An 18,932-nucleotide genomic window follows, 5' to 3' on the forward strand; every position below is an offset into this window, starting at 1 on the left:
GCCGGGATCCTATGTCGCCTTTGTTCAATACGCAGGACGTCGGCCGCGCCTACCGTCGAACCATGACGAACAGCATCAGTGACCTGCTCGAATCCGCCGTGGAACGTGCCGTACCGGTGGTACGCGGCATCGCCGACGACCGGCTGGCCGACCCGACCCCCTGCACCGAGTACGACGTACGCGACCTGATCGATCACCTCCTCCAGGTGGTGATCAACTTCCAGGCCCTGGCGGCGCGGAAGGATGCCGACTTCGCCTCCGTGCGGCACTACACCCACGGTGACTGGCGAGGCCGGTTCGCCGACGAGGCCGCCGCGCTCGTCGCGGCGTGGGCGGTTCCCGGCGCCGAGGAGGGCACGACGGGGACCATGGGCCTGCCGGCCAGGACCGTGGGGCAGATGGTGCTGGGCGATCTGACGGTGCACGCCTGGGACCTGGCCCGCGCCACCGGGCAGGAGTTCACGCCGGACCCGGTTGTGATCGGTGAACTCGGGCCCTCGCTCGCGGAGATGGCGCCGATGGCGCGTAAGGGAGGCGTGTTCGGCGAGCCGTTCCCGCTGGCGGAGGGGGAGCGGGCATCGGAGTTCGACCGGGTGCTGGCCCTGACCGGCCGGGATCCGCACTGGCAGCCGTAACAGGAGGAAGCGGTGCTACCGCCTCGTCGGCGGACTCCCGTCGCGGCCGCCCGGTTGCTTGCCCTGGCGGCGGGCCTGGCGGGTCAGGCGGCCCCGGTTCTCCCGCTGGTAGCGCCGCTCCAGGCGGGCCTGGTGGTCGCGGCGGTCGCGGTACTCCCGGTACTCCATGTCGCCCCGGCCTCCGGGACGGCTGCCGCCGCGACCGTAACGGACATGGCCGAAGACCAGCACAGCCGCGGCCACCCACAGGACGGGCTCCATGAACCCGAAGCCGATCAGGGCCACGACGACGAGCATCAATACAGGGTTCACGGTGGACCTCCGCGCGTGGACAGGAAGTTCACGCTGCCGAGGTCTCGGGCGGCCGCGCTGTCCAACCTAGCCCTGCCCGCGCGCCCGGAGAAGACACCCGACGAGCATTCCGGCAGGCACTCCCTGGACGAGCGTGAGCAGCAGAAACAGCGGCGAGGTCACGCTCGGGACGCTGTGTGTCGCCCGGAATCGTATGGCTGTCCGGCGGGGCGGACGGCGTCGGCGTACGGCAGGCGCTCCCGATGTCACATCGCGAGCGGCTGTGTCGTCATGGAGACATGAGGATCGCAATTGCTGGAGGAACAGGAACGCTGGGCCGACGCGTGGCCGCTGAGCTGCGTTCGCGAGGCCACGACGTACGGGTGCTCAGCCGGAGCTCCCCGGAGTACCGCGTCGACCTGACGACCGGGGAGGGGCTGGCCGACGCGCTTGTGGGCTGCGATGTCGTGGTCGACGCGAGCAACAGCCAGTCGTCGGCGAAGCAGGCTGCGCAGACGCTCGTCGAGGGCTCACGACGGCTGCTGGCCGCGGAAGAGGCCGCGGGCGTGGGCCACCATGTCTGTGTGTCGATCGTCGGCTGCGACCAGCTGCCGATGGGCTACTTCAAGGTCAAGGCCGACCAGGAGGCAGTCGTGGAGCACGGGCCGGTGCCGTGGACCGTTGTACGCGCCACGCAGTTCCATGAGCTGATGGACATGGCGTTCACGGCGGGCGCACGGTGGCGGGTGCTGCCGGTGCCGCGGGGGCGGCTGCAGACAGTGGCGTGTGCCGAGGTGGCCCGGGCGGTCGCGGACGTCGCCGAGGCGGCGCCGCGGCACGGACGCTTCGAGGTGGCCGGACCGGAGACCGTCGACGTGCGGGCGCTGGCCCGGCGCTGGCGCGCGCTCACCGGCCGGCGGGCGCTGCTGCTGCCGTTGCCACTGCCGGGGAGGACGGGACGGGCGCTGCGCGCGGGTGTGGCTACGTCGGAGCGGCCTAGACTCGCCGCCCACCATCCCGAGGGGAGCCTGTGGACGTGCCTGATGTGTCCCGACCGCGTGTGGGTGTGGCCGTACTGACGAGGGGCACGCGGCCCGCCGAACTGCGAGCCCTGCTCGACTCGGTGGCCCGGCAGGACTGCCCCGCGACGCGCGTGGTGGTCGTCTGCAACGGCTCGCCGGTCTCCGAACTGCCCGAGCTCCCGGACCGCGCGACCGCCGTCGAACTGCCGGAGAACCTCGGCGTGTCCGGCGGCCGCAATGCCGCCATGGCCCGACTGCGGGAGTTCGGGGACGTGGACGTCCTGGTCGACCTCGACGACGACGGGCTGCTGATCGCGGCGGACGTCTTCCGCCGGATCGGCGACCTGTACGCCACCGATCCGGAGTTGGGCATCGTCAGTTTCCGTATCGCCGACGAGACCGGCTTCACCCAGCGGCGGCACGTGCCCCGGCTGCGCTCCGGCGATCCGATGCGCGGCGGCCCGGTAACCACGTTCCTCGGCGGCGGCCACGCCCTGTCGATGACGATGCTCGACCAGATCGGCGGCTGGCCGGACGACTTCTTCCTCACGCACGAGGAGACCGACCTGGCCTGGCGTGCTCTGGACAGCGGCTGGAAGATCGTTTACGCGCCGGAGCTGGTGCTGCAGCATCCGCGTACGTCTCCGGCCCGGCACGCGGAGTACTACCGCATGACCGCCCGCAACCGGGTCTGGCTGGCGAAACGCCATCTTCCGGCCCCGCTCGCGCCGGTCTACCTGGGAACCTGGACCGCGCTCACGGTGCTCCGTACGTGGTCGGCGCCCGGCCTGCGCGCCTGGTTCGGCGGTTTCGCGGAGGGAGTCCGTACGCCGTGCGGGAAGCGGCGGCCGATGCGCTGGAGCACTGTGTGGCGGATGGCCCGCCTGGGACGCCCGCCGGTCATCTAGCCAGCCGCAGCCGCAGCCGCCGCCGCAGTAGCCACGGCCGAAGCGGCAGAGACGGCCGCAGCCGAAGGCTCCTGACGGCTCAGGGCCACACCAGGCAGTACGGCTGGTGCCCCGCCTCGTGGAGCCGCACCGAGAAATCCTGCCACTCGTGCAGCAGTTGGTAGACATTGAAAGCGTCGCGCGGACCGCCCCGGTCCGGGACCGTCGACCAGATGAAGGCGGCCGCGCCCACCGACTCCTCGCCGATGCCGCGCAGCGGGTCGACCACCGTCATCGGAAGCTTGACCACCGCATAGTCGGGGTGGAGAACCACCAGCTCCAGCGGCGGCACCTTGTTCAGCGGCATGCCCTGGATACCCGTGAGCACCATGGCGGCTATGGTCTCCGGCTTGATCTTGGCGAACATTCCGCCCATGCCGAGCTCGTCGCCGCCCAGCTCCTCAGGGCGCATCGAAATCGGCACCCGAGCGGCAGTGGCCCCGTCAGGTGCGCCGAAGTATTTGTAGGTCACCCCCACTCGGCCGCTCCTGCTTCCCATGGGTTCATCCGCACCGGCATCGCCTCGCCGGTGCTTTCCCCGCCGGGCAGGCTCAGGACCCAGGTCGTCGGTCCCCTCGCCCAGTCCGCCACCGCGATGCATATCTCCACCCGACCACTCGCAGCCCCCGCCGCGCAACCCGATCATCGTGACAGTGACCTCCCCCACGAAAGTGCTGTGAAACACCGGTCCGCAAGAACTTCGGGGCCTCTGACACCATGGATTCCGTGAGCTTTCCCTATGTCGCCCCAGTTTCGCAGACGCGAGAGGGATGACGCCCTTTTGTAATACGAGGAGATCGCCCCATCCGCTCACCGGTGGCCGAGATCATCTGTCCCGGCCCCTCGACCGCCCGCATCGCAGATCAGGACCAAAGTGTCGTATTCATACGAAGCCCCAGTTTCGCAGGCGCTTTTCGACCGCGCGTCACTCGTGACGCCCGGCGGCGTGAACTCTCCCGTCCGTGCCTTCCGCGCCGTGGGCGGTACGCCCCGGTTCATGGTGTCCGGTACCGGCCCGTACCTCACTGACGCGGACGGGCGCGAGTATGTCGACCTCGTCTGCTCGTGGGGTCCGATGATCCTCGGGCACTCCCACCCGGCCGTCATCGAGGCGGTGCAGGCCGCGGTCGCCCGCGGCACCTCCTTCGGTACGCCGGGCGAGGGCGAGGTCGCCCTCGCCGAGGAGATCGTGGCCCGCGTCGAGCCGGTGGAGCAGGTACGGCTTGTTTCCAGCGGTACGGAAGCGACGATGTCCGCGATCCGCCTCGCCCGCGGTTTCACCGGCCGGGCCAAGGTCGTGAAGTTCGCCGGCTGCTACCACGGACATGTGGACGCGCTGCTCGCCGCGGCCGGCTCCGGGGTGGCGACCTTCGGGCTGCCGGACACCCCGGGGGTCACGGGCGCGCAGGCCGGCGACACCATCGTGCTGCCGTACAACGATCTCGAAGCGGTGCACGAGGCCTTCCACAACCACCCGGGCGAGATCGCGTGCGTGATCACCGAGGCCTCGCCGGGCAACATGGGCGTCGTACCGCCGCGGCCGGGCTTCAACGAGGGGCTCAAGGCGGCCTGCGCCAGGAACGGCGCGCTGTACATCTCCGACGAGGTCATGACCGGCTTCCGTACGTCGAAGGCCGGCTGGTACGGCGTCGACGGCGTCGCGCCCGACCTGATGACCTTCGGCAAGGTCATGGGCGGCGGCTTCCCGGCCGCCGCGTTCGGCGGCCGCAAGGACATCATGGAGTACCTCGCCCCGGCCGGCCCCGTCTACCAGGCGGGCACCCTCTCCGGTAACCCCGTCGCCACCGCCGCCGGCCTCGCACAGCTGCGGCTGCTCGACGACGCCGCGTACGAGAAGATCGACGCCGTCTCGGCCGCGATCCAGACGCTGCTGACGGACGCGCTCGCCAAGGAGGGCGTCGCCCACCGGCTGCAGACCGCGAGCAATATGTTCTCCGTCTTCTTCACGGACAGGGACGTCAGGAACTACGAGGACGCGAAGAAGCAGGAGTCCTTCCGCTTCAACGCCTTCTTCCACGCGATGCTCTCCCAGGGCGTCTATCTGCCGCCGTCCGCCTTCGAGTCCTGGTTCGTCTCCACGGCCCACGACGAGCGGGCGATCGAGCGGATCGCCGCCGCACTTCCCTCCGCCGCCCGCGCCGCCGCCGAGGCGACGGAGGTGTCCGCATGAGCGAGATCACCGTCGTCCATCTGGTGCGGCACGGCGAGGTCCACAACCCCGACGGGGTGTTGTACGGCCGCCGTTCCGGCTACCACCTCTCCGAGCTCGGCCGGCAGATGGCCGACCGGGTCGCCGAGCATCTCGCGGGCCGCGACATCACCCATGTGGTGTCCTCGCCGCTGGAGCGCGCGCAGGAGACCGCCGCGCCCGTCGCCAAGAGCCACGGACTCACCCTCGACACCGACGAGCGGCTGATCGAGGCAGGCAATGTCTTCGAGGGCAAGACCTTCGGAGTGGGCGACGGCGCGCTGCGCAAGCCGGCCAACTGGAAGCATCTGACCAACCCGTTCCGCCCGTCCTGGGGTGAGCCGTACGTCGATCAGGTCGTACGGATGATGGGTGCGCTGAACTCCGCGCGGGACGCGGCCCGCGGGCACGAGGCCGTCTGCGTCAGCCATCAGCTGCCGATCTGGATCGTGCGGAGCTTTGTCGAGCGGCGCCGGCTCTGGCACGATCCGCGCCGCCGGCAGTGCACTCTCGCGTCCCTGACCACCTTCACGTATCAGGACGACAAGATTGTCTCGGTCGGCTACACCGAGCCGGCACGCGATCTCGTACCGGCGCATCTTCTGGCGGGAGCGAAACCCGTGAAGGGCAAGTCCAAAGCATTCGGTGCGTAGTTGCTCACGAAAATAGTTGGGCACCCTTCGGAACCTCCGCCTTCCACCCGGCATCTAAGTCGGTGCCGGTGTGGATGGGCTCTCTGGACCAAGAGAGAGCGCGGATGGGGACGATATGCGCGACGTCAGTCGAAGGGGTTTGCTCGGGGCGGGACTTGGGGCGGCGGCCGCGATCGGGATCGCGGGCTGCGGCTCCACCGGCCAGGGCGGAGCGGGACAGGCCGGGTCCGGCAAGGGCGGCGGCAAGGGCGGCAAACCCTCCAAGATCGAAGGGCGGCCGATCGGCGACGGTTCCACGGCCGACACCGGAAAGCAGCCGCATCAGCCGCCGAAGCCCGTTCCTCTCGAACCGGGCCAGACGCCGCCGCAATTCGTGATCTTTTCCTGGGACGGGGCGGGCGAGGTCGGCAACGGCCTCTTCCCGCGCTTCCTCGAACTCGCCAAGAATCACGATGCGGCGATGACCTTCTTCCTCTCCGGGATCTATCTGCTCCCCGAGTCGAAGAAGACGCTCTACCGCCCTCCGAACAACGGCATCGGCGCGTCCGACATCGGCTATCTCACCGACGACCACATCAAGGCGACGCTGAAGTACATACGCCAGGCATGGCTCGACGGCCATGAGATAGGCACGCACTTCAACGGGCACTTCTGCGCCGGTTCCGGAACGGTCGGCAACTGGTCGCCCGCGGACTGGCAGAACGAGATCGACCAGGCTGTGAAGTTCGTCACCGAGTGGCGTACGAACACCGGCTGGACCGACATCGACCCGCTGCCGTTCGACTACCGCAAGGAACTGGTCGGCGCCCGCACCCCCTGTCTGCTCGGCCAGGACAAGCTGCTGCCCACCGCGAAGAAGCTCGGCTGGCGCTACGACGCGAGCTCACCCGGCGGCCGCCAGATGTGGCCCGAAAAGCGACAGGGCCTCTGGGATCTGCCGCTGCAGCAGGTGCCGTTCCCCGGGCACTCCTTCGAGGTGCTCTCGATGGACTACAACATCCTCGCCAATCAGTCGAAGAATTCGACCAAGGGCATGCCCGAGCGCTATCCCGGCTGGAAGAAGCAGGCCACCGAGGCCTATCTCGCCGGATTCAAGCGCGCCTACGAGTCGAATCGCGCGCCGCTCTACATAGGCAACCACTTCGAGCAGTGGAACGGCGGCATCTACATGGACGCCGTCGAGGAAGCACTCAAGGGCATGGCCGGCAAGAAGGACGTACGGCTGGTCTCCTTCCGGCAGTTCTGCGACTGGCTCGACGTCCAGGACCCGAAGGTGCTCGCCAAGCTCCGTACGCTCGAGGTCGGTCAGTCCCCGGCCGGCGGCTGGAACACATTCCTTAAGGCAGCCTGACAAGGGGCTATCCGGGCACCCCGGGGGGCGCGGAAAGATCCCCGGAACGGCCATGCGAAACTTTTCACATGAGCCTTAGCCGTGCCTCCCGCGCCGCCCTGCTGACCGCCGTGGTCGCAGTCGGCGCGCTCAGCCTGTCGGCCTGCAGCGGTGACTCCAACGGCAAGTCCGGCGGTGGCGGCAACACCAACTTCGTCACCGACTCCGGCGGTATCTCCACCGTCGCGAAGGGGAAGCGCACTGCCCCCAACAAGCTGTCCGGCGAGACCCTCGAGGGCAAGCCGCTCGACATCGCCGACCTCAAGGGCAAGGTCGTCGTGATGAACGCCTGGGGCTCGTGGTGCCCGCCCTGCCGCGCCGAGGCCCCGCATTTCGCGAAGGTCTCCAAGGAGACGAAGTCGAAGGGTGTGGAGTTCGTCGGGATCAATACCCGAGACCCCAACAAGGGCCCGGCGCTCGCCTTCGAGAAGGATTTCGAGATCGGGTACCCCAGTCTGTACGACCCGGTGAGCAAGCTGATCGTCAATGGCTTCCCCAAGGGCAGCCTCAATCCGCAGGCCATTCCCTCCACGATCGTGCTCGACCGCGAGGGAAAGATCGCCGCCCGCTCCCTCAAAGCGCTCGACGCCACGGCACTCCGCAAGATCATCGACCCGTTGATCGCGGAGAAGTGATCCTGTGGAAGCTGTGACGCCGTGCTCCTGGGGTGAGCCCCAGTGAACGAGACGGTCTTCAGCGGGGCGCTGCTGGTCGCGCTGCCCATCGCCGTACTCGGTGGCCTCGTCTCCTTCTTCTCGCCCTGCGTACTGCCGCTCGTACCCGGCTATCTCTCGTACGTCACCGGGGTCAGCGGCAGCGACCTGGCCGAGGCCAAGCGCGGCCGGATGGTCGCCGGAGCGTCCCTCTTCGTCCTCGGCTTCACCGCCGTCTTCGTCTCCGGCGGCGCGCTCTTCGGCTACTTCGGCGCGACCCTCCAGGGCGAGAAGGAGACCCTCTCCAAGGTTCTCGGCGTGCTGATGATCCTGCTGGGCGTCTTCTTCATGGGGCTGATGCCCTGGCTCACCCAGCGCGAATTCCGCCTCCACAAGCGGCCGGTGACCGGTCTGGCCGGCGCACCGCTGCTGGGCGCGCTGTTCGGCGTCGGCTGGACGCCCTGCATCGGCCCGACGCTCGCGTCCGTGAACGCCCTCGCCGCCGAGCAGGCGAGCGCGGGCCGTGGGGCCATACTGACGGTCGCGTACTGCATCGGCCTCGGCCTGCCGTTCGTCCTCGCCGCGGTGGCCTTCCGCAAGGCGCTCGGCGCGTTCGGCTGGGTCAAGCGCCACTACGCCTGGGTGATGCGGATCGGCGGCATCATGATGATCGCGACCGGTCTGCTGCTGCTGACCGGTGTCTGGGACAGCCTGGTGCAGGGCATGCAGGGCTGGACCAACGGCTTCACGGTGGGGATCTGAGTTCCATGAGCAAGACAGCGTCCGACGAGCAGAGGGACAGCCAGGACGGCAAGGACCTCGGAGCGGCCGGAGCCCAGCTCTCCACCGCTCCCAGGGAAGAGCTCATCGCCGGTCCCTCCCTCTCCGTCCTCGGCTGGGCCCGCTGGTTCTGGCGGCAGCTGACCTCCATGCGGGTCGCGCTGATCCTGCTGTTCCTGCTCTCCCTCGGCGCGATCCCCGGCTCCCTCATCCCGCAGAACAGCGTGGACGAGCTGAAGGTGCAGACCTTCAAGGAGGCGCACAGGACGGTCTCGCCGCTCTACGAGAAGCTGCAGTTCTTCGACGTATACAGCTCGGTGTGGTTCTCGGCGATCTACATCCTGCTGTTCGTCTCCCTCATCGGCTGCATCGTGCCGCGCACCTGGCAGTTCGCCGGCCAGCTCCGCGGCCGGCCGCCGGGCGCCCCCGGCCGGCTGACCCGGCTGCCCGCGTACACCACGTGGCGCAGTGAGGCGGAGCCCGAGCAGGTGCGCGCCGCCGCGCTCGCGATACTGAAGCAGCGCCGCTTCCGCGCCCACACCGTCGGCGACGCGGTCGCCGCGGAGAAGGGCTATCTGCGCGAGGCAGGCAATCTCCTCTTCCACATCGCGCTGATCGTGATGCTGGTCGCCTTCGCCGTCGGCCAGCTCTTCAAGTCGGAGGGCGGCAAGCTGATCGTCGAGGGCGACGGCTTCTCGAACAGCCTCACCCAGTACGACGACTTCAAGTCCGGCTCGATGTTCAGTACGGACGAGCTCGCACCGTTCAGCTTCACGCTGGACAAGTTCACGGGCACGTACGAGAAGAGCGGGCCGCAGCGCGGCACGGCGCGCACCTTCGAGGCCGACGTCAGCTACTCCCAGGGCGACGGCCCGGACAAGAAGTCCGTCATCCAGGTCAACAAGCCCCTGGTCGTCGACGGCACCAAGGTCTATCTGCTGTCGCACGGATACGCGCCCGTCGTCACCGTCCGGGACGGCAGGGGCAAGGTCGTCTTCAACGGCGCGGTGCCACTGCTGCCGATCGACAACAACATCACATCGACCGGCGCGATCAAGGTGATGGACGGCTACCGCGACAAGAACGGCAGGAAGGTCCAGCTGGGCTTCCAGGCGTTCTTCGTGCCGACGTTCGGGGGCGCGGGCAAGGGCACGATGTTCTCGCAGTTCCCGGGTCTCGAGTTCCCGGTGCTCGCCCTCACCGGCTACCACGGCAGCCTCGGCGTCAACGCCGGTCTGCCGCAGAACGTGTACCAGCTCGACACCCGCAAGCTGACGCAGTTCAAGGACGCCAAGGGCCAGATCCTCAAGGCACGGCTGCTGCCCGGCGAGAAGATGACGCTGCCGGACGGCGCGGGCTCCATCACCTTCGAGAAGGAAGTGAAGGAGTGGGCCAGCTTCCAGATTTCGCAGCAGCCCGCCAGCGGCTGGGCGCTGACCGGCGCGATCGCCGCCATCGGGGGCCTCGTCGGCTCGCTGTTCATCCAGCGCCGCCGGGTCTGGGTCCGGGCCGTGGCGGGGGAGGACGGCGTGACCGTCGTCGAAATGGCGGGGCTCGGCCGCAGCGAGTCCCCGAAGCTTCCCGAGGAGCTGGCCGATCTGGCGGGCACGCTCCATGCAGAGGCGCCGACCGCGCCAGATCCCGATCCCGCAGATGTACCTGCCGAAGGGGCTGAGAAGTGACTCTCGCCGCCGCAACCACCAACGAAAATCTGGCGCACATCAGCAATGTGCTGATCTATTCGTCGATGGCCGTCTACACGCTGGCCTTTCTCGCCCATATCTCCGAATGGGTCTTCGGCAGCCGCAGCAAGGTCGGCCGTACCGCCTCCGCGCTGACCGGCACCGGCACCGCTGCGGCGGCCGGCTCGGTGAAGGTCCAGGTGAAGCAGCAGGGCGGCGGCACCGCCGTACTGGACAAGCCCAAGGTCATCACCCGCTCGGCGGCCGGCACGCGTGACGTCCCGGACGGGCCCGGTGCCGCGGGCGGCACCGAGAAGGGCGATCTGTACGGCCGGATCGCCGTCTCGCTGACCGTCCTCGGCTTCTTCATCGCGGCGGGCGGCGTCGTCGCCCGCGCACTGTCGGTGCAGCGGGCCCCCTGGGGCAACATGTACGAGTTCTCCATCACCTTCTCCACGGTGGCGGTCGGCGCGTATCTCGGCTTCCTGCTCGCCGGGAAGAACGTCCGCTGGATGGGCCTGCTGCTGGTCGCGACCGTGCTCGCCGACCTGGGCATCGCCACCACCTGGCTGTACACCGACAGCGACCAGCTGGTCCCGGCCCTGCACTCGTACTGGCTGTGGATCCACGTCTCCACGGCGATCTTCTGCGGTGCGGTCTTCTACCTCGGCGCGGTCGGCACGCTGCTCTATCTGTTCCGTGACAGCTACGAGAACAAGCTCGCCCGCGGCGAGCAGCCCGGCGCCTTCGCGACCTCGGTCCTGGAGCGGCTGCCCGCGGCCGCATCGCTCGACAAGTTCGCGTACCGCATCAACGCCGCGGTCTTCCCGCTCTGGACCTTCACGATCATCGCGGGCGCGATCTGGGCCGGCGACGCCTGGGGCCGCTACTGGGGCTGGGACCCCAAGGAGGTCTGGTCCTTCATCACCTGGGTCGCGTACGCCTGCTATCTGCACGCCCGCGCCACCGCAGGCTGGAAGGGCCGGAAGGCGGCAACCCTGGCGCTCATCGCCTTCGGCTGCTGGCTCTTCAACTACTACGGCGTGAACATCTTCGTCACCGGCAAGCACTCCTACGCCGGCGTCTGACCGTTACGCACGCGTCCGACCGTCGCCCACGCCCCTGGCGGCGCAGGCGTGCGGAACGGCTGAGTGCGCGCGAGGCTGGTGCCATGACCGCAACCATCGACCAGGGCACCAGCCGGAGCGAGGGAGACACCCACACCCTTCACTTCGAGCTCCGCCTCCCCCACCCCGTGGACCGGGTCTGGGCGGCCGTGGCCACACCCGGGGGCCTGCTGGGCTGGCTCGCGGCCGCCGATGTGCTCGAGCCCCGGCTCGGCGGCGTGGTCACGCTGCGCCGGCCGGACACGGATGCCGAGGGACGGCACACGGTCGTCGAGGGCCGCATCACCGCCTGGGACGTCGAGCGCGTCGCCGAGTACACCGTGGAGACCCTCCCCGGCCGGATGCGCTTCCATCTGGAGCCGGCCGGCAGCACCGGCACGACGGTCCGCTTCACCAACGAGTTCAACGGCGACGACGAGCTGCGTCTGGACTCCCTGGCGGGCTGGCACAACCACTTCGAGTACCTCGTCGACGCGCTCGACGGGCGGCCGAAGGACTGGTCCGGCTGGACTCCGGAGCGCCGGCAGGAGCTGCGCGAGGCGTACGTGGCCCGGGAGCGCGACGTCAGCCGGCCGTGATCGCGTCGAGCTGAGCCCGCAGGTAGGTGTGCGAATCGATGCCCCGGACCTCGGTGCCCGGATCGCACTCGTAGAAGTAGACGAGCGAGATCAGCTCCTCGGCCGGTACGTCCGCCGGCGGCGGCAGCACCCGGTGGCGGCCCGAGCGCCAGCGGTCGCCCGTCCAGCGGGCCATCAGATCCCCGATGTTGATGGTGAACGCCTCGGGGTCGTACGGCGCGTCCTCCCAGCCGCCCTCGTCGGTGAACACCTGCAGCCCGCCCTTGCCCGCCTGCCGGTCCAGGACCGTGACCGTGCCGAAGTCGGTGTGCGGGCCGATGCGGAACTGGGCGGGCTGCGGCTCGCCGACGGTGTCCGTCCCCGGGTACCAGTTGATGTTGAAACCCCAGGTGGGATGCCCGGTGTGCCGGGTGAAGAAGTCCTCGGCCTCGCCCAGCGCGACCGCGAGAAGCTCCAGCAGCAGATCGGAGAGCGCCCGCAGTTGCCCGAGATACGTCTCCACCCGCTCCTTCAGTCCCGGCACCTCGGCCGGCCAGGTGTTGGGCAGGAACCACTCGGCGTCGACCGCCGGGGCGCCGGTGGGGTCCTCGGCCGCGAAGGACAGCGACTCCTTCAGGTCCGGTGGAGTCTCGGTACCCTCGGCGTACCCGTTCGCCTCGGCGCCGGGTCCCAGCCAGCCGCGTCCGCCGACCTTGACCGCGTATTGCTCCTTGACGCCGGACGGCAGCCGGAAGAACTCCCTTGCCACCTCCCGGATCTCGGCACGCAGCCCTGGGTCGATTCCGTGTCCTGTGACCAGGAGGAATCCGGCGGTCCGCAGGGCCTGGTCGACGGTCGCCGCGATCTCCGCGCGGACGGCCGCATCCCCGGTGAGCCAGGGGCGCAGGTCGATGCTGGGAATCCCGGAATCAGTCACCGATGTCCTCGTTCCACAGTTCGGGGTTGGCCTTGATGAAGTCACGCATCAGGCTCCTGCACTCGGCGTCGTCCAACAGCACGATCTCCACGCCGTGTTCGGCCAGCCAGTCGTGCCCGCCGTGGAAGGTGGCCGCCTCGCCGACCACCACCCTGGAGATCCCGAACTGCCGGACCAGACCGCTGCAGTACCAGCAGGGCGAGAGGGTCGTCACCATCGTCGTACCCCGGTACGAGCGCTGCCGGCCGGCCGCCCGGAAGGCCGCGGTCTCGGCATGCATCGACGGATCGCCGTCCTGTACGCGCCGGTTGTGACCGCGGCCCAGCAGCGAGCCGTCCGCGCCGTAGAGCGCGGCCCCGATCGGAATCCCGCCCTCGGCCAGCCCTGTCCGCGCCTCGGCCACGGCTGTCGCCAGCCACTGCTCGTACTGCATGTCAGGACTGCTCGGGGCCGTCGCCGTTCTCGCGGCGCTTGAGCTCCTCCTCGCGGCGGCGCAGATCCGCCTCCCAGTCCTTGAGGAGTGCCTCGTCCTTCACATCTTTGGAAGGTGCGGCCTCGTCTTTCAGGGACTTGAGGAAGTCGGGGTTGTCGTCGGGTGCGACCCACTCCGTGCGGTGGTTGCGGTGCCACTGGGAGGGTGTGCCGCCGTCGGCGGAGACCTTGCGCGCCCGGCCGGCGACGAGCCAGGCGACCGGGCCGATCAGCACCTCGCCGAAGAGCAGCACGATGATGATCCACACCACCTTGGGGAGGTGTTTGACCTCTTGCTCAGGGGTGTTGAGGCAGTCGATGAAGGCGTAGATCCACAGCGCCAGGACCAGCAGGAAGGGCAGATACCGGAGCATGGTGGTGCGATCCCCCCGGGGGAGCGGTGGCGGGGCGCCGTAGGCCCCGGTGACGGGTACAGGGTAGTGGGTGGCCGATACTGGTTGGCATGGCTTACGACGATCTTCGCTCCCTGCTCCGGGCGCTGGAGCGCGAGGGAGACCTCAAGCGCATCAAGGCCGAGGTCGACCCCTGTCTGGAGGTCGGGGAGATCGTCGACCGCGTGAACAAGGCGGGCGGTCCCGCGCTGCTCTTCGAGAATGTGCGCGGATCCGCGATGCCGCTCGCGATGAACGTCTTCGGTACGGACCGCCGGCTGCTCAAGGCGCTCGGCCTGAAGTCCTACGCGGAGATCAGCGACAAGATCGGCGGGCTGCTCAAGCCGGAGCTGCCGCACGGCTTCGTCGGTGTGCGCGAGGCCTTCGGGAAGCTCGGCACGATGGTGCACGTACCGCCGAAGAAGGTGAAGGACGCGCCGGTGCAGGAGGTCGTCCTGCACGGCGACGACGTGGACCTGGACCAGCTGCCGGCGCTGTTCACCTGGCCGGAGGACGGCGGTTCCTTCTTCAACCTGGGCCTCACGCACACCAAGCATCCGGAGACGGGCGTACGCAACCTCGGTCTCTACCGCCTGCAGCGCCACGACAGGCGCACCATCGGCATGCACTGGCAGATCCACAAGGACAGCCGCAACCACTACCAAGTGGCGGCCAAGCGTGGTGAGCGACTGCCGGTCGCGATCGCCTTCGGCTGCCCGCCGGCCGTGACGTACGCGTCCACCGCGCCGCTGCCCGGTGATATCGACGAGTATCTCTTCGCGGGCTTCGTCCAGGGCAAGCGGATCGAGATGGTCGACTGCAAGACGGTGCCGCTGCAGGTCCCGGCGAACGCCGAGGTCGTCATCGAGGGTTGGCTGGAGCCCGGCCAGATGCTCCCCGAGGGTCCCTTCGGCGACCACACCGGCTTCTACACCCCGCAGGAGCCCTTCCCGGCACTGACCATCGACTGCGTCACGATGCGCAAGCGCCCGCTGCTGCAGTCGATCGTGGTGGGCCGGCCGCCGACGGAGGACGGTCCGCTGGGCCGGGCCACGGAGCGGTTCTTCCTGCCCCTGCTCAAGATCATCGTGCCGGACATCGTGGACTACCACCTGCCCGAGTCCGGTGGCTTCCACAACTGCGCGATCGTCTCGATCGACAAGAAGTACCCGAAGCACGCACAGAAGGTCATGCACGCCATCTGGGGCGCGCACATGATGTCGCTGACGAAACTGATCGTCGTCGTGGACGCCGACTGTGACGTCCACGATCTGCACGAGGTCTCGTGGCGGGCGCTCGGCAACACCGACTACGCCCGTGACCTGACCGTCGTCGAGGGCCCGGTCGACCACCTCGACCACGCCTCGTACCAGCAGTTCTGGGGCGGCAAGGCGGGCATCGACGCGACGAAGAAGCTCCCCGAGGAGGGGTACGTACGGGACGGCGGCTGGCCGAACATGGTCGAGTCCGACCCGGAGACGGCGGCGAAGGTCGACCGCCGTTGGAAGGAGTACGGCCTGTGAGCAGTGCCGCCGCCGCAGTCCCGCAACCCGGTGGGACCAAGGCCTTTCTCCGGCTGGTGATGATCGAGCACTCGGTCTTCGCGCTCCCTTTCGCCTACATCGCCTCGCTGACCGCGATGTTCCAGCTGGACGGGAACATCCACTGGGGGCGGCTGCTGCTGGTGACGATCGCGATGGTGGGTCTGCGCACCTTCGCGATGGCCTGCAACCGCATCATCGACCGCGAGATCGACGCCCGTAATCCGCGTACCGCGGGACGCGAGCTGGTGACCGGCGCGGTGTCGGTGAGGTCGGCCTGGACCGGCGCACTGGTCGCCGTGGTCGTCTTCCTCGGGGCGGCCGCAGCGCTGAACCCGCTGTGCCTCGCGCTCGCCCCCATCGCGGTGATCCCGATGGTGGTCTATCCGTACGGCAAGCGGTTCACGAACTTCCCGCACGCCATCCTCGGACTCGCCCAGGCGATGGGGCCGGTCGGCGCATGGATCGCGATCACCGGCCAGTGGTCCTGGGACGCGGTGATCCTCGGTCTCGCGGTCGGCGTCTGGATCGGCGGCTTCGACCTGATCTTCGGCTGCCAGGACGTCCAGGCGGACCGTGCGCACGGCGTGATGTCCGTCCCGGCCCGCTTCGGCATCCCGGCCGCGCTGTACGGCGCGCGCGTCTCGCATGTCGTCACCACGGTCCTGCTGGTCTGGTACGCGCTGGCCACGGATGCGGGCGGGTTCTTCTGGCTGGGCCTGGTGATCGTCGTGGCGGCGTTCCTGTACGAGCACACGATCGTGACGCCGCACGACCTGTCCCGTCTCAACCGTGCGTTCTTCACGGTCAACGGCTTCATCGGGATGGCTCTCTTCGCGTGTGCGTTGCTCGATCTGCTGGTGCGCGGCCTGACCGTGTAGCCATGGCGCAGGTGACGGCTGAAGACCGCGAGCCGCCGGATATGGTCAGAGGTGTGGAGCCTGTGGAAGTGAAGAGCCGTCAGCCGTGGGTGGTGGGGGTCTCCGGCGCGTCCGGGACGCCGTACGCCGCCGCTGTACTGCGCGGGCTGCTGGCCGCGGGCGAGAGTGTGGACCTGGTGGTCAGCCGCGCCTCGCGGCTGACGCTGCTCGACGAGACCGGGATCGCCTTCCGCGACGCGTACTGGCGCGAGGATCTGCGGGAGTGGCTGGCGCGCGGGGCCGACGGGAAGCCTGGCACCTTCCGGGTCGATGTCGATGCCGTACGGCACTGGGCCGCGGGGGATCTGGCCGCCGGGCCTTCGTCCGGTTCGTATCCGGTGAAGGGGATGCTGATCGTGCCGGCGTCCACGGCGTGTGTGGCCGGGGTGGCGCTCGGGCTCTCGAAGGACCTGCTGCAGCGCGCGGCGAGCGTGACGCTCAAGGAGCGGCGGAAGCTCGTGGTCGCGGTGCGGGAGACCCCGCTGAACGGGCAGACCCTCAAGCATCTGGTGACACTGGACGAGGCGGGCGCCGTGGTGCTGCCCGCCTCTCCGGCGTTCTACGCGGGGGCGACGCACATCCAGGATCTGGTGGACTTCGTCGCCGGGCGGGTGCTGGACGCGGCAGGGGTGTCGCATCAGCTGTACCGCCGTTGGGAGGGAGAGCTGGGTGGCCCTCGTGCGGATTAGCCCGGGTTAGCGCTTCTTGGCGCGGCGAGCCGTGCGGGTCTTGTCGATCCGGTGGGCGGCAGCGGGCTGATGGGCACGCGAGCGGTTGGCCAGCTCCTGCAGCTGTCGCATGTGGGCGTAGGCCATCTCGATCGAGTACACGGTGCCACTCCTGAAGTTTCGAAGGATCATTGCTGAACGTCTGAAAGATTTGCAGGGTGTAGACCCTGCATGCCTTAGATTCTATACGTAAACTTGCGAGATCGCTGAACAATGGAAGGGTCCAGGCATATGGACGCGGTGGACAGGCAGCTCATCCAGGCGCTCAGGGAGAACGGCCGGGCTTCGTACGCCGAGCTCGGCCGGCTCGTCGGGCTCTCGGGGCCCTCCGTCACCGACCGCATCAACCGCCTCGAGGCGGCAGGTGTCATCACCGGCTACCGGGCCACCGTCGACGCCGCCTCGCTCGGTCTCGGTGTCACGGCACTGATCGGGATCTCGCTCTCCGACGCGGCCGACCATGAGGATGTGGCGCGCCGGCTGAAGGACCTCGCCGAGATCGAGGACTGCTGGTTCATCGCGGGCGACGACTCGTACATGCTCAAGGTGCGGGCCGACAACGTGGACGGTCTGGAGAAGACGATCCGTCGGCTCTCCGGCACGAGGGGCGTCTCCCGTACGCGTACCACGATCGTGCTCTCCACCAAGTGGGAGAACCGGGTCGGCGATCTGCCCGAGGAGGGCTAGGCGTACGGTGGTGGAGCCTCCGGGGGTCCCGGGGGTGTCCCCTCGGGACAGCACGGCGCAGACATATGAGAGGCGGCCTAAGTGACTGCATCTATTCAAGATGTGGGCCTCAAGCGCGAGCTGGAGGAGAAGGTCAGGGCCGGGGAGCGGCTGACCCGCGAGGACGGCATCGCCCTCTACGAGTCGGACGACCTGGCATGGCTCGGCGGACTCGCGCACGAGGTGCGGACGCGCAAGAACGGTGACGTCGTCCACTTCAACGTCAACCGCCACCTCAATATGACGAATGTGTGCACCGCGTCGTGTGCGTACTGCTCGTTCCAGCGCAAGCCGGGCGAGAAGGACGCGTACACCATGCGCATCGAGGAGGCCGTCCGTCTCGCCAAGGCGATGGAGGGCGAGAACCTCACCGAGCTGCACATCGTCAACGGACTCCACCCCAACCTGCCGTGGCGGTACTACCCGCGCTCACTCAGCGAGCTCAAGAAGGCTCTGCCGAACGTCTCCCTGAAGGCCTTCACCGCCACCGAGATCCACCACTTCGAGACCATCTCCGGGATGTCCGCCTCCGACATCCTCGACGAGCTGATCGAGGCCGGTCTGGAGTCGCTGACCGGCGGCGGCGCGGAGATCTTCGACTGGGAGGTCCGGCAGCACATCGTCGACCACCGCACCCACTGGGAAGACTGGTCGCGCATCCACCGCCTCGCGCACTCCAAGGGTCTCAAGACCCCGAGCACGATGCTGTACGGCCATATCGAGGAGCCCCGCCACCGCGTCGACCATGTGCTGCGGCTGCGTGAGCTGCAGGACGAGACCGGCGGTTTCCAGGTCTTCATCCCGCTGCGCTACCAGCACGACTTCGTGGACATGCAGGACGGCAAGGTCCGCAACCGGCTGCAGGCACGGACGACGATGGCGACCGGTGCCGAGGCGCTGAAGACCTTCGCGGTCTCGCGGCTGCTGTTCGACAACGTGCCGCACGTCAAGGTGTTCTGGGTGATGCACGGTGTGCAGACCGCGCAGCTCGCGCTGCAGCACGGCGCGGACGACATGGACGGCTCGGTCGTCGAGTACAAGATCACGCACGACGCGGACAACTACGGCACGCCGAACAAGCTGACCCGCGACGATCTGCTGGACCTGATCCGCGATGCGGGCTTCCGTCCGGTGGAGCGGAACACGCGTTACGAGATCATCCGCGAGTACCCGGGCCCGGACGCGGATCGGCGCGAGTCGCCGCAGCCGATGCGGGTCTGACCCCCGCTCCCAACTCCCCAACTCATCGGGAAGCCCCGGCCGCAGGCCGG

The 18,932-nt window shown here is 68.7% G+C and carries 22 protein-coding genes; 16 read left to right on the forward strand and 6 right to left on the reverse strand.

What is annotated here, in order from left to right; genetic code table 11:
* Positions 1–62: 62 nt before the first annotated feature.
* Entirely contained in the window at positions 63–635 is a 573-nt protein-coding gene (locus AB0D12_RS07745) for a TIGR03086 family metal-binding protein (protein WP_362678119.1), read from the forward strand.
* A 15-nt stretch (positions 636–650) separates the two neighbouring features.
* Here the strand turns inward: AB0D12_RS07745 and AB0D12_RS07750 are convergent, their stop codons facing one another.
* A complete protein-coding gene (locus AB0D12_RS07750; protein WP_362678120.1) occupies positions 651–947 on the reverse strand; it encodes a hypothetical protein in 297 nt (98 codons plus the stop codon).
* A gap of 278 nt (positions 948–1,225) precedes the next feature.
* On the opposite strand from AB0D12_RS07750, the gene AB0D12_RS07755 reads away from it, so the two are divergent.
* Positions 1,226–2,005, forward strand: coding sequence for an NAD(P)H-binding protein (locus AB0D12_RS07755; protein WP_362678122.1), 780 nt, complete (start codon positions 1,226–1,228; stop codon positions 2,003–2,005).
* The gene (locus AB0D12_RS07760; protein WP_362678779.1) at positions 1,972–2,856 is read left to right on the forward strand and encodes a glycosyltransferase; all 885 of its coding nucleotides are present in this window, start codon (positions 1,972–1,974) and stop codon (positions 2,854–2,856) included. The genes AB0D12_RS07755 and AB0D12_RS07760 overlap by 34 nt, the downstream gene beginning before the upstream one ends.
* Before the next feature lie 79 nt (positions 2,857–2,935).
* Here the strand turns inward: AB0D12_RS07760 and AB0D12_RS07765 are convergent, their stop codons facing one another.
* Complete coding sequence (locus tag AB0D12_RS07765; RefSeq protein ID WP_362678782.1) at positions 2,936–3,496, reverse strand: hypothetical protein; 561 nt, start codon at positions 3,494–3,496, stop codon at positions 2,936–2,938.
* 273 nt (positions 3,497–3,769) lie between these two features.
* On the opposite strand from AB0D12_RS07765, the gene hemL reads away from it, so the two are divergent.
* The 8 genes from hemL (at position 3,770) to AB0D12_RS07805 (ending at position 11,967) form a co-directional block, all read left to right on the forward strand.
* Positions 3,770–5,086: a glutamate-1-semialdehyde 2,1-aminomutase gene (gene hemL, locus AB0D12_RS07770; RefSeq protein WP_362678124.1), complete on the forward strand. Its 1,317-nt coding sequence runs from the start codon at positions 3,770–3,772 to the stop codon at positions 5,084–5,086.
* Positions 5,083–5,757 (forward strand): histidine phosphatase family protein, encoded by a 675-nt coding sequence (locus AB0D12_RS07775; RefSeq protein WP_362678126.1) that lies wholly within the window; start codon positions 5,083–5,085, stop codon positions 5,755–5,757. Before hemL ends, AB0D12_RS07775 begins: the two co-directional genes overlap by 4 nt.
* A gap of 115 nt (positions 5,758–5,872) precedes the next feature.
* A complete protein-coding gene (locus tag AB0D12_RS07780; RefSeq protein ID WP_362678128.1) occupies positions 5,873–7,108 on the forward strand; it encodes a hypothetical protein in 1,236 nt (411 codons plus the stop codon).
* 68 nt (positions 7,109–7,176) lie between these two features.
* Complete coding sequence (locus AB0D12_RS07785; RefSeq protein ID WP_362678130.1) at positions 7,177–7,782, forward strand: TlpA disulfide reductase family protein; 606 nt, start codon at positions 7,177–7,179, stop codon at positions 7,780–7,782.
* 42 nt (positions 7,783–7,824) lie between these two features.
* Positions 7,825–8,562 carry a cytochrome c biogenesis protein CcdA gene (locus tag AB0D12_RS07790; RefSeq protein ID WP_362678132.1) on the forward strand — a complete coding sequence of 246 codons (738 nt, stop codon included), beginning with the start codon at positions 7,825–7,827 and terminating at the stop codon, positions 8,560–8,562.
* A gap of 5 nt (positions 8,563–8,567) precedes the next feature.
* Entirely contained in the window at positions 8,568–10,262 is a 1,695-nt protein-coding gene (locus AB0D12_RS07795) for a cytochrome c biogenesis protein ResB (RefSeq protein ID WP_362678134.1), read from the forward strand.
* Positions 10,259–11,350, forward strand: coding sequence for a c-type cytochrome biogenesis protein CcsB (gene ccsB / locus AB0D12_RS07800; protein ID WP_362678136.1), 1,092 nt, complete (start codon positions 10,259–10,261; stop codon positions 11,348–11,350). The genes AB0D12_RS07795 and ccsB overlap by 4 nt, the downstream gene beginning before the upstream one ends.
* A gap of 83 nt (positions 11,351–11,433) precedes the next feature.
* The gene (locus tag AB0D12_RS07805) at positions 11,434–11,967 is read left to right on the forward strand and encodes an SRPBCC domain-containing protein (RefSeq protein WP_362678138.1); all 534 of its coding nucleotides are present in this window, start codon (positions 11,434–11,436) and stop codon (positions 11,965–11,967) included.
* Here AB0D12_RS07805 and AB0D12_RS07810 read toward each other — a convergent pair.
* The 3 genes from AB0D12_RS07810 to AB0D12_RS07820 are packed head-to-tail and all read right to left on the reverse strand — an operon-like array spanning position 11,954 to position 13,728.
* A complete protein-coding gene (locus AB0D12_RS07810) occupies positions 11,954–12,883 on the reverse strand; it encodes a 2-oxoglutarate and iron-dependent oxygenase domain-containing protein (RefSeq protein ID WP_362678140.1) in 930 nt (309 codons plus the stop codon). The two genes, AB0D12_RS07805 and AB0D12_RS07810, sit on opposite strands and share 14 nt — an antisense overlap.
* Positions 12,876–13,316 carry a nucleoside deaminase gene (locus tag AB0D12_RS07815; RefSeq protein WP_362678142.1) on the reverse strand — a complete coding sequence of 147 codons (441 nt, stop codon included), beginning with the start codon at positions 13,314–13,316 and terminating at the stop codon, positions 12,876–12,878. Before AB0D12_RS07815 ends, AB0D12_RS07810 begins: the two co-directional genes overlap by 8 nt.
* A gap of 1 nt (position 13,317) precedes the next feature.
* Positions 13,318–13,728, reverse strand: coding sequence for a PLD nuclease N-terminal domain-containing protein (locus AB0D12_RS07820; RefSeq protein WP_362678144.1), 411 nt, complete (start codon positions 13,726–13,728; stop codon positions 13,318–13,320).
* Between the two features lie 89 nt (positions 13,729–13,817).
* Between AB0D12_RS07820 and AB0D12_RS07825 the strand changes: the two genes are divergently transcribed.
* The 3 genes from AB0D12_RS07825 to AB0D12_RS07835 are packed head-to-tail and all read left to right on the forward strand — an operon-like array spanning position 13,818 to position 16,896.
* A complete protein-coding gene (locus tag AB0D12_RS07825) occupies positions 13,818–15,269 on the forward strand; it encodes a menaquinone biosynthesis decarboxylase (RefSeq protein ID WP_362678146.1) in 1,452 nt (483 codons plus the stop codon).
* The gene (gene mqnP / locus AB0D12_RS07830) at positions 15,266–16,168 is read left to right on the forward strand and encodes a menaquinone biosynthesis prenyltransferase MqnP (RefSeq protein WP_362678148.1); all 903 of its coding nucleotides are present in this window, start codon (positions 15,266–15,268) and stop codon (positions 16,166–16,168) included. The genes AB0D12_RS07825 and mqnP overlap by 4 nt, the downstream gene beginning before the upstream one ends.
* Before the next feature lie 41 nt (positions 16,169–16,209).
* Positions 16,210–16,896 carry a UbiX family flavin prenyltransferase gene (locus AB0D12_RS07835; RefSeq protein WP_362678785.1) on the forward strand — a complete coding sequence of 229 codons (687 nt, stop codon included), beginning with the start codon at positions 16,210–16,212 and terminating at the stop codon, positions 16,894–16,896.
* A 6-nt stretch (positions 16,897–16,902) separates the two neighbouring features.
* Here AB0D12_RS07835 and AB0D12_RS07840 read toward each other — a convergent pair whose 3' ends face one another.
* A complete protein-coding gene (locus AB0D12_RS07840) occupies positions 16,903–17,037 on the reverse strand; it encodes a hypothetical protein (protein WP_362678841.1) in 135 nt (44 codons plus the stop codon).
* 129 nt (positions 17,038–17,166) lie between these two features.
* Between AB0D12_RS07840 and AB0D12_RS07845 the strand changes: the two genes are divergently transcribed.
* Positions 17,167–17,622, forward strand: a complete 456-nt coding sequence (locus tag AB0D12_RS07845; RefSeq protein WP_327325384.1) for an Lrp/AsnC family transcriptional regulator — start codon at positions 17,167–17,169, stop codon at positions 17,620–17,622.
* 93 nt (positions 17,623–17,715) lie between these two features.
* Entirely contained in the window at positions 17,716–18,882 is a 1,167-nt protein-coding gene (mqnE, locus tag AB0D12_RS07850; RefSeq protein ID WP_327328444.1) for an aminofutalosine synthase MqnE, read from the forward strand.
* The last annotated feature ends 50 nt before the right edge of the window (positions 18,883–18,932 follow it).

This window comes from Streptomyces sp. NPDC048479 (genome assembly GCF_040651435.1).
Classification (GTDB): Bacteria; Actinomycetota; Actinomycetes; order Streptomycetales; family Streptomycetaceae; genus Streptomyces.

Bases quoted from the DNA above. Each gene is read 5' to 3' on its own strand.
- AB0D12_RS07755 (WP_362678122.1), top strand. From the start codon at position 1,226: ATGAGGATCGCAATTGCTGGAGGAACAGGAACGCTGGGCCGACGCGTG.
- AB0D12_RS07815 (WP_362678142.1), bottom strand. From the start codon at position 13,316: ATGCAGTACGAGCAGTGGCTGGCGACAGCCGTGGCCGAGGCGCGGACA.
- AB0D12_RS07820 (WP_362678144.1), bottom strand. From the start codon at position 13,728: ATGCTCCGGTATCTGCCCTTCCTGCTGGTCCTGGCGCTGTGGATCTAC.
- AB0D12_RS07785 (WP_362678130.1), top strand. From the start codon at position 7,177: ATGAGCCTTAGCCGTGCCTCCCGCGCCGCCCTGCTGACCGCCGTGGTC.
- AB0D12_RS07765 (WP_362678782.1), bottom strand. From the start codon at position 3,496: ATGCATCGCGGTGGCGGACTGGGCGAGGGGACCGACGACCTGGGTCCT.
- AB0D12_RS07805 (WP_362678138.1), top strand. From the start codon at position 11,434: ATGACCGCAACCATCGACCAGGGCACCAGCCGGAGCGAGGGAGACACC.
- AB0D12_RS07825 (WP_362678146.1), top strand. From the start codon at position 13,818: ATGGCTTACGACGATCTTCGCTCCCTGCTCCGGGCGCTGGAGCGCGAG.
- AB0D12_RS07780 (WP_362678128.1), top strand. From the start codon at position 5,873: ATGCGCGACGTCAGTCGAAGGGGTTTGCTCGGGGCGGGACTTGGGGCG.
- AB0D12_RS07835 (WP_362678785.1), top strand. From the start codon at position 16,210: ATGGTCAGAGGTGTGGAGCCTGTGGAAGTGAAGAGCCGTCAGCCGTGG.
- AB0D12_RS07775 (WP_362678126.1), top strand. From the start codon at position 5,083: ATGAGCGAGATCACCGTCGTCCATCTGGTGCGGCACGGCGAGGTCCAC.
- AB0D12_RS07845 (WP_327325384.1), top strand. From the start codon at position 17,167: ATGGACGCGGTGGACAGGCAGCTCATCCAGGCGCTCAGGGAGAACGGC.
- AB0D12_RS07795 (WP_362678134.1), top strand. From the start codon at position 8,568: ATGAGCAAGACAGCGTCCGACGAGCAGAGGGACAGCCAGGACGGCAAG.
- AB0D12_RS07745 (WP_362678119.1), top strand. From the start codon at position 63: ATGACGAACAGCATCAGTGACCTGCTCGAATCCGCCGTGGAACGTGCC.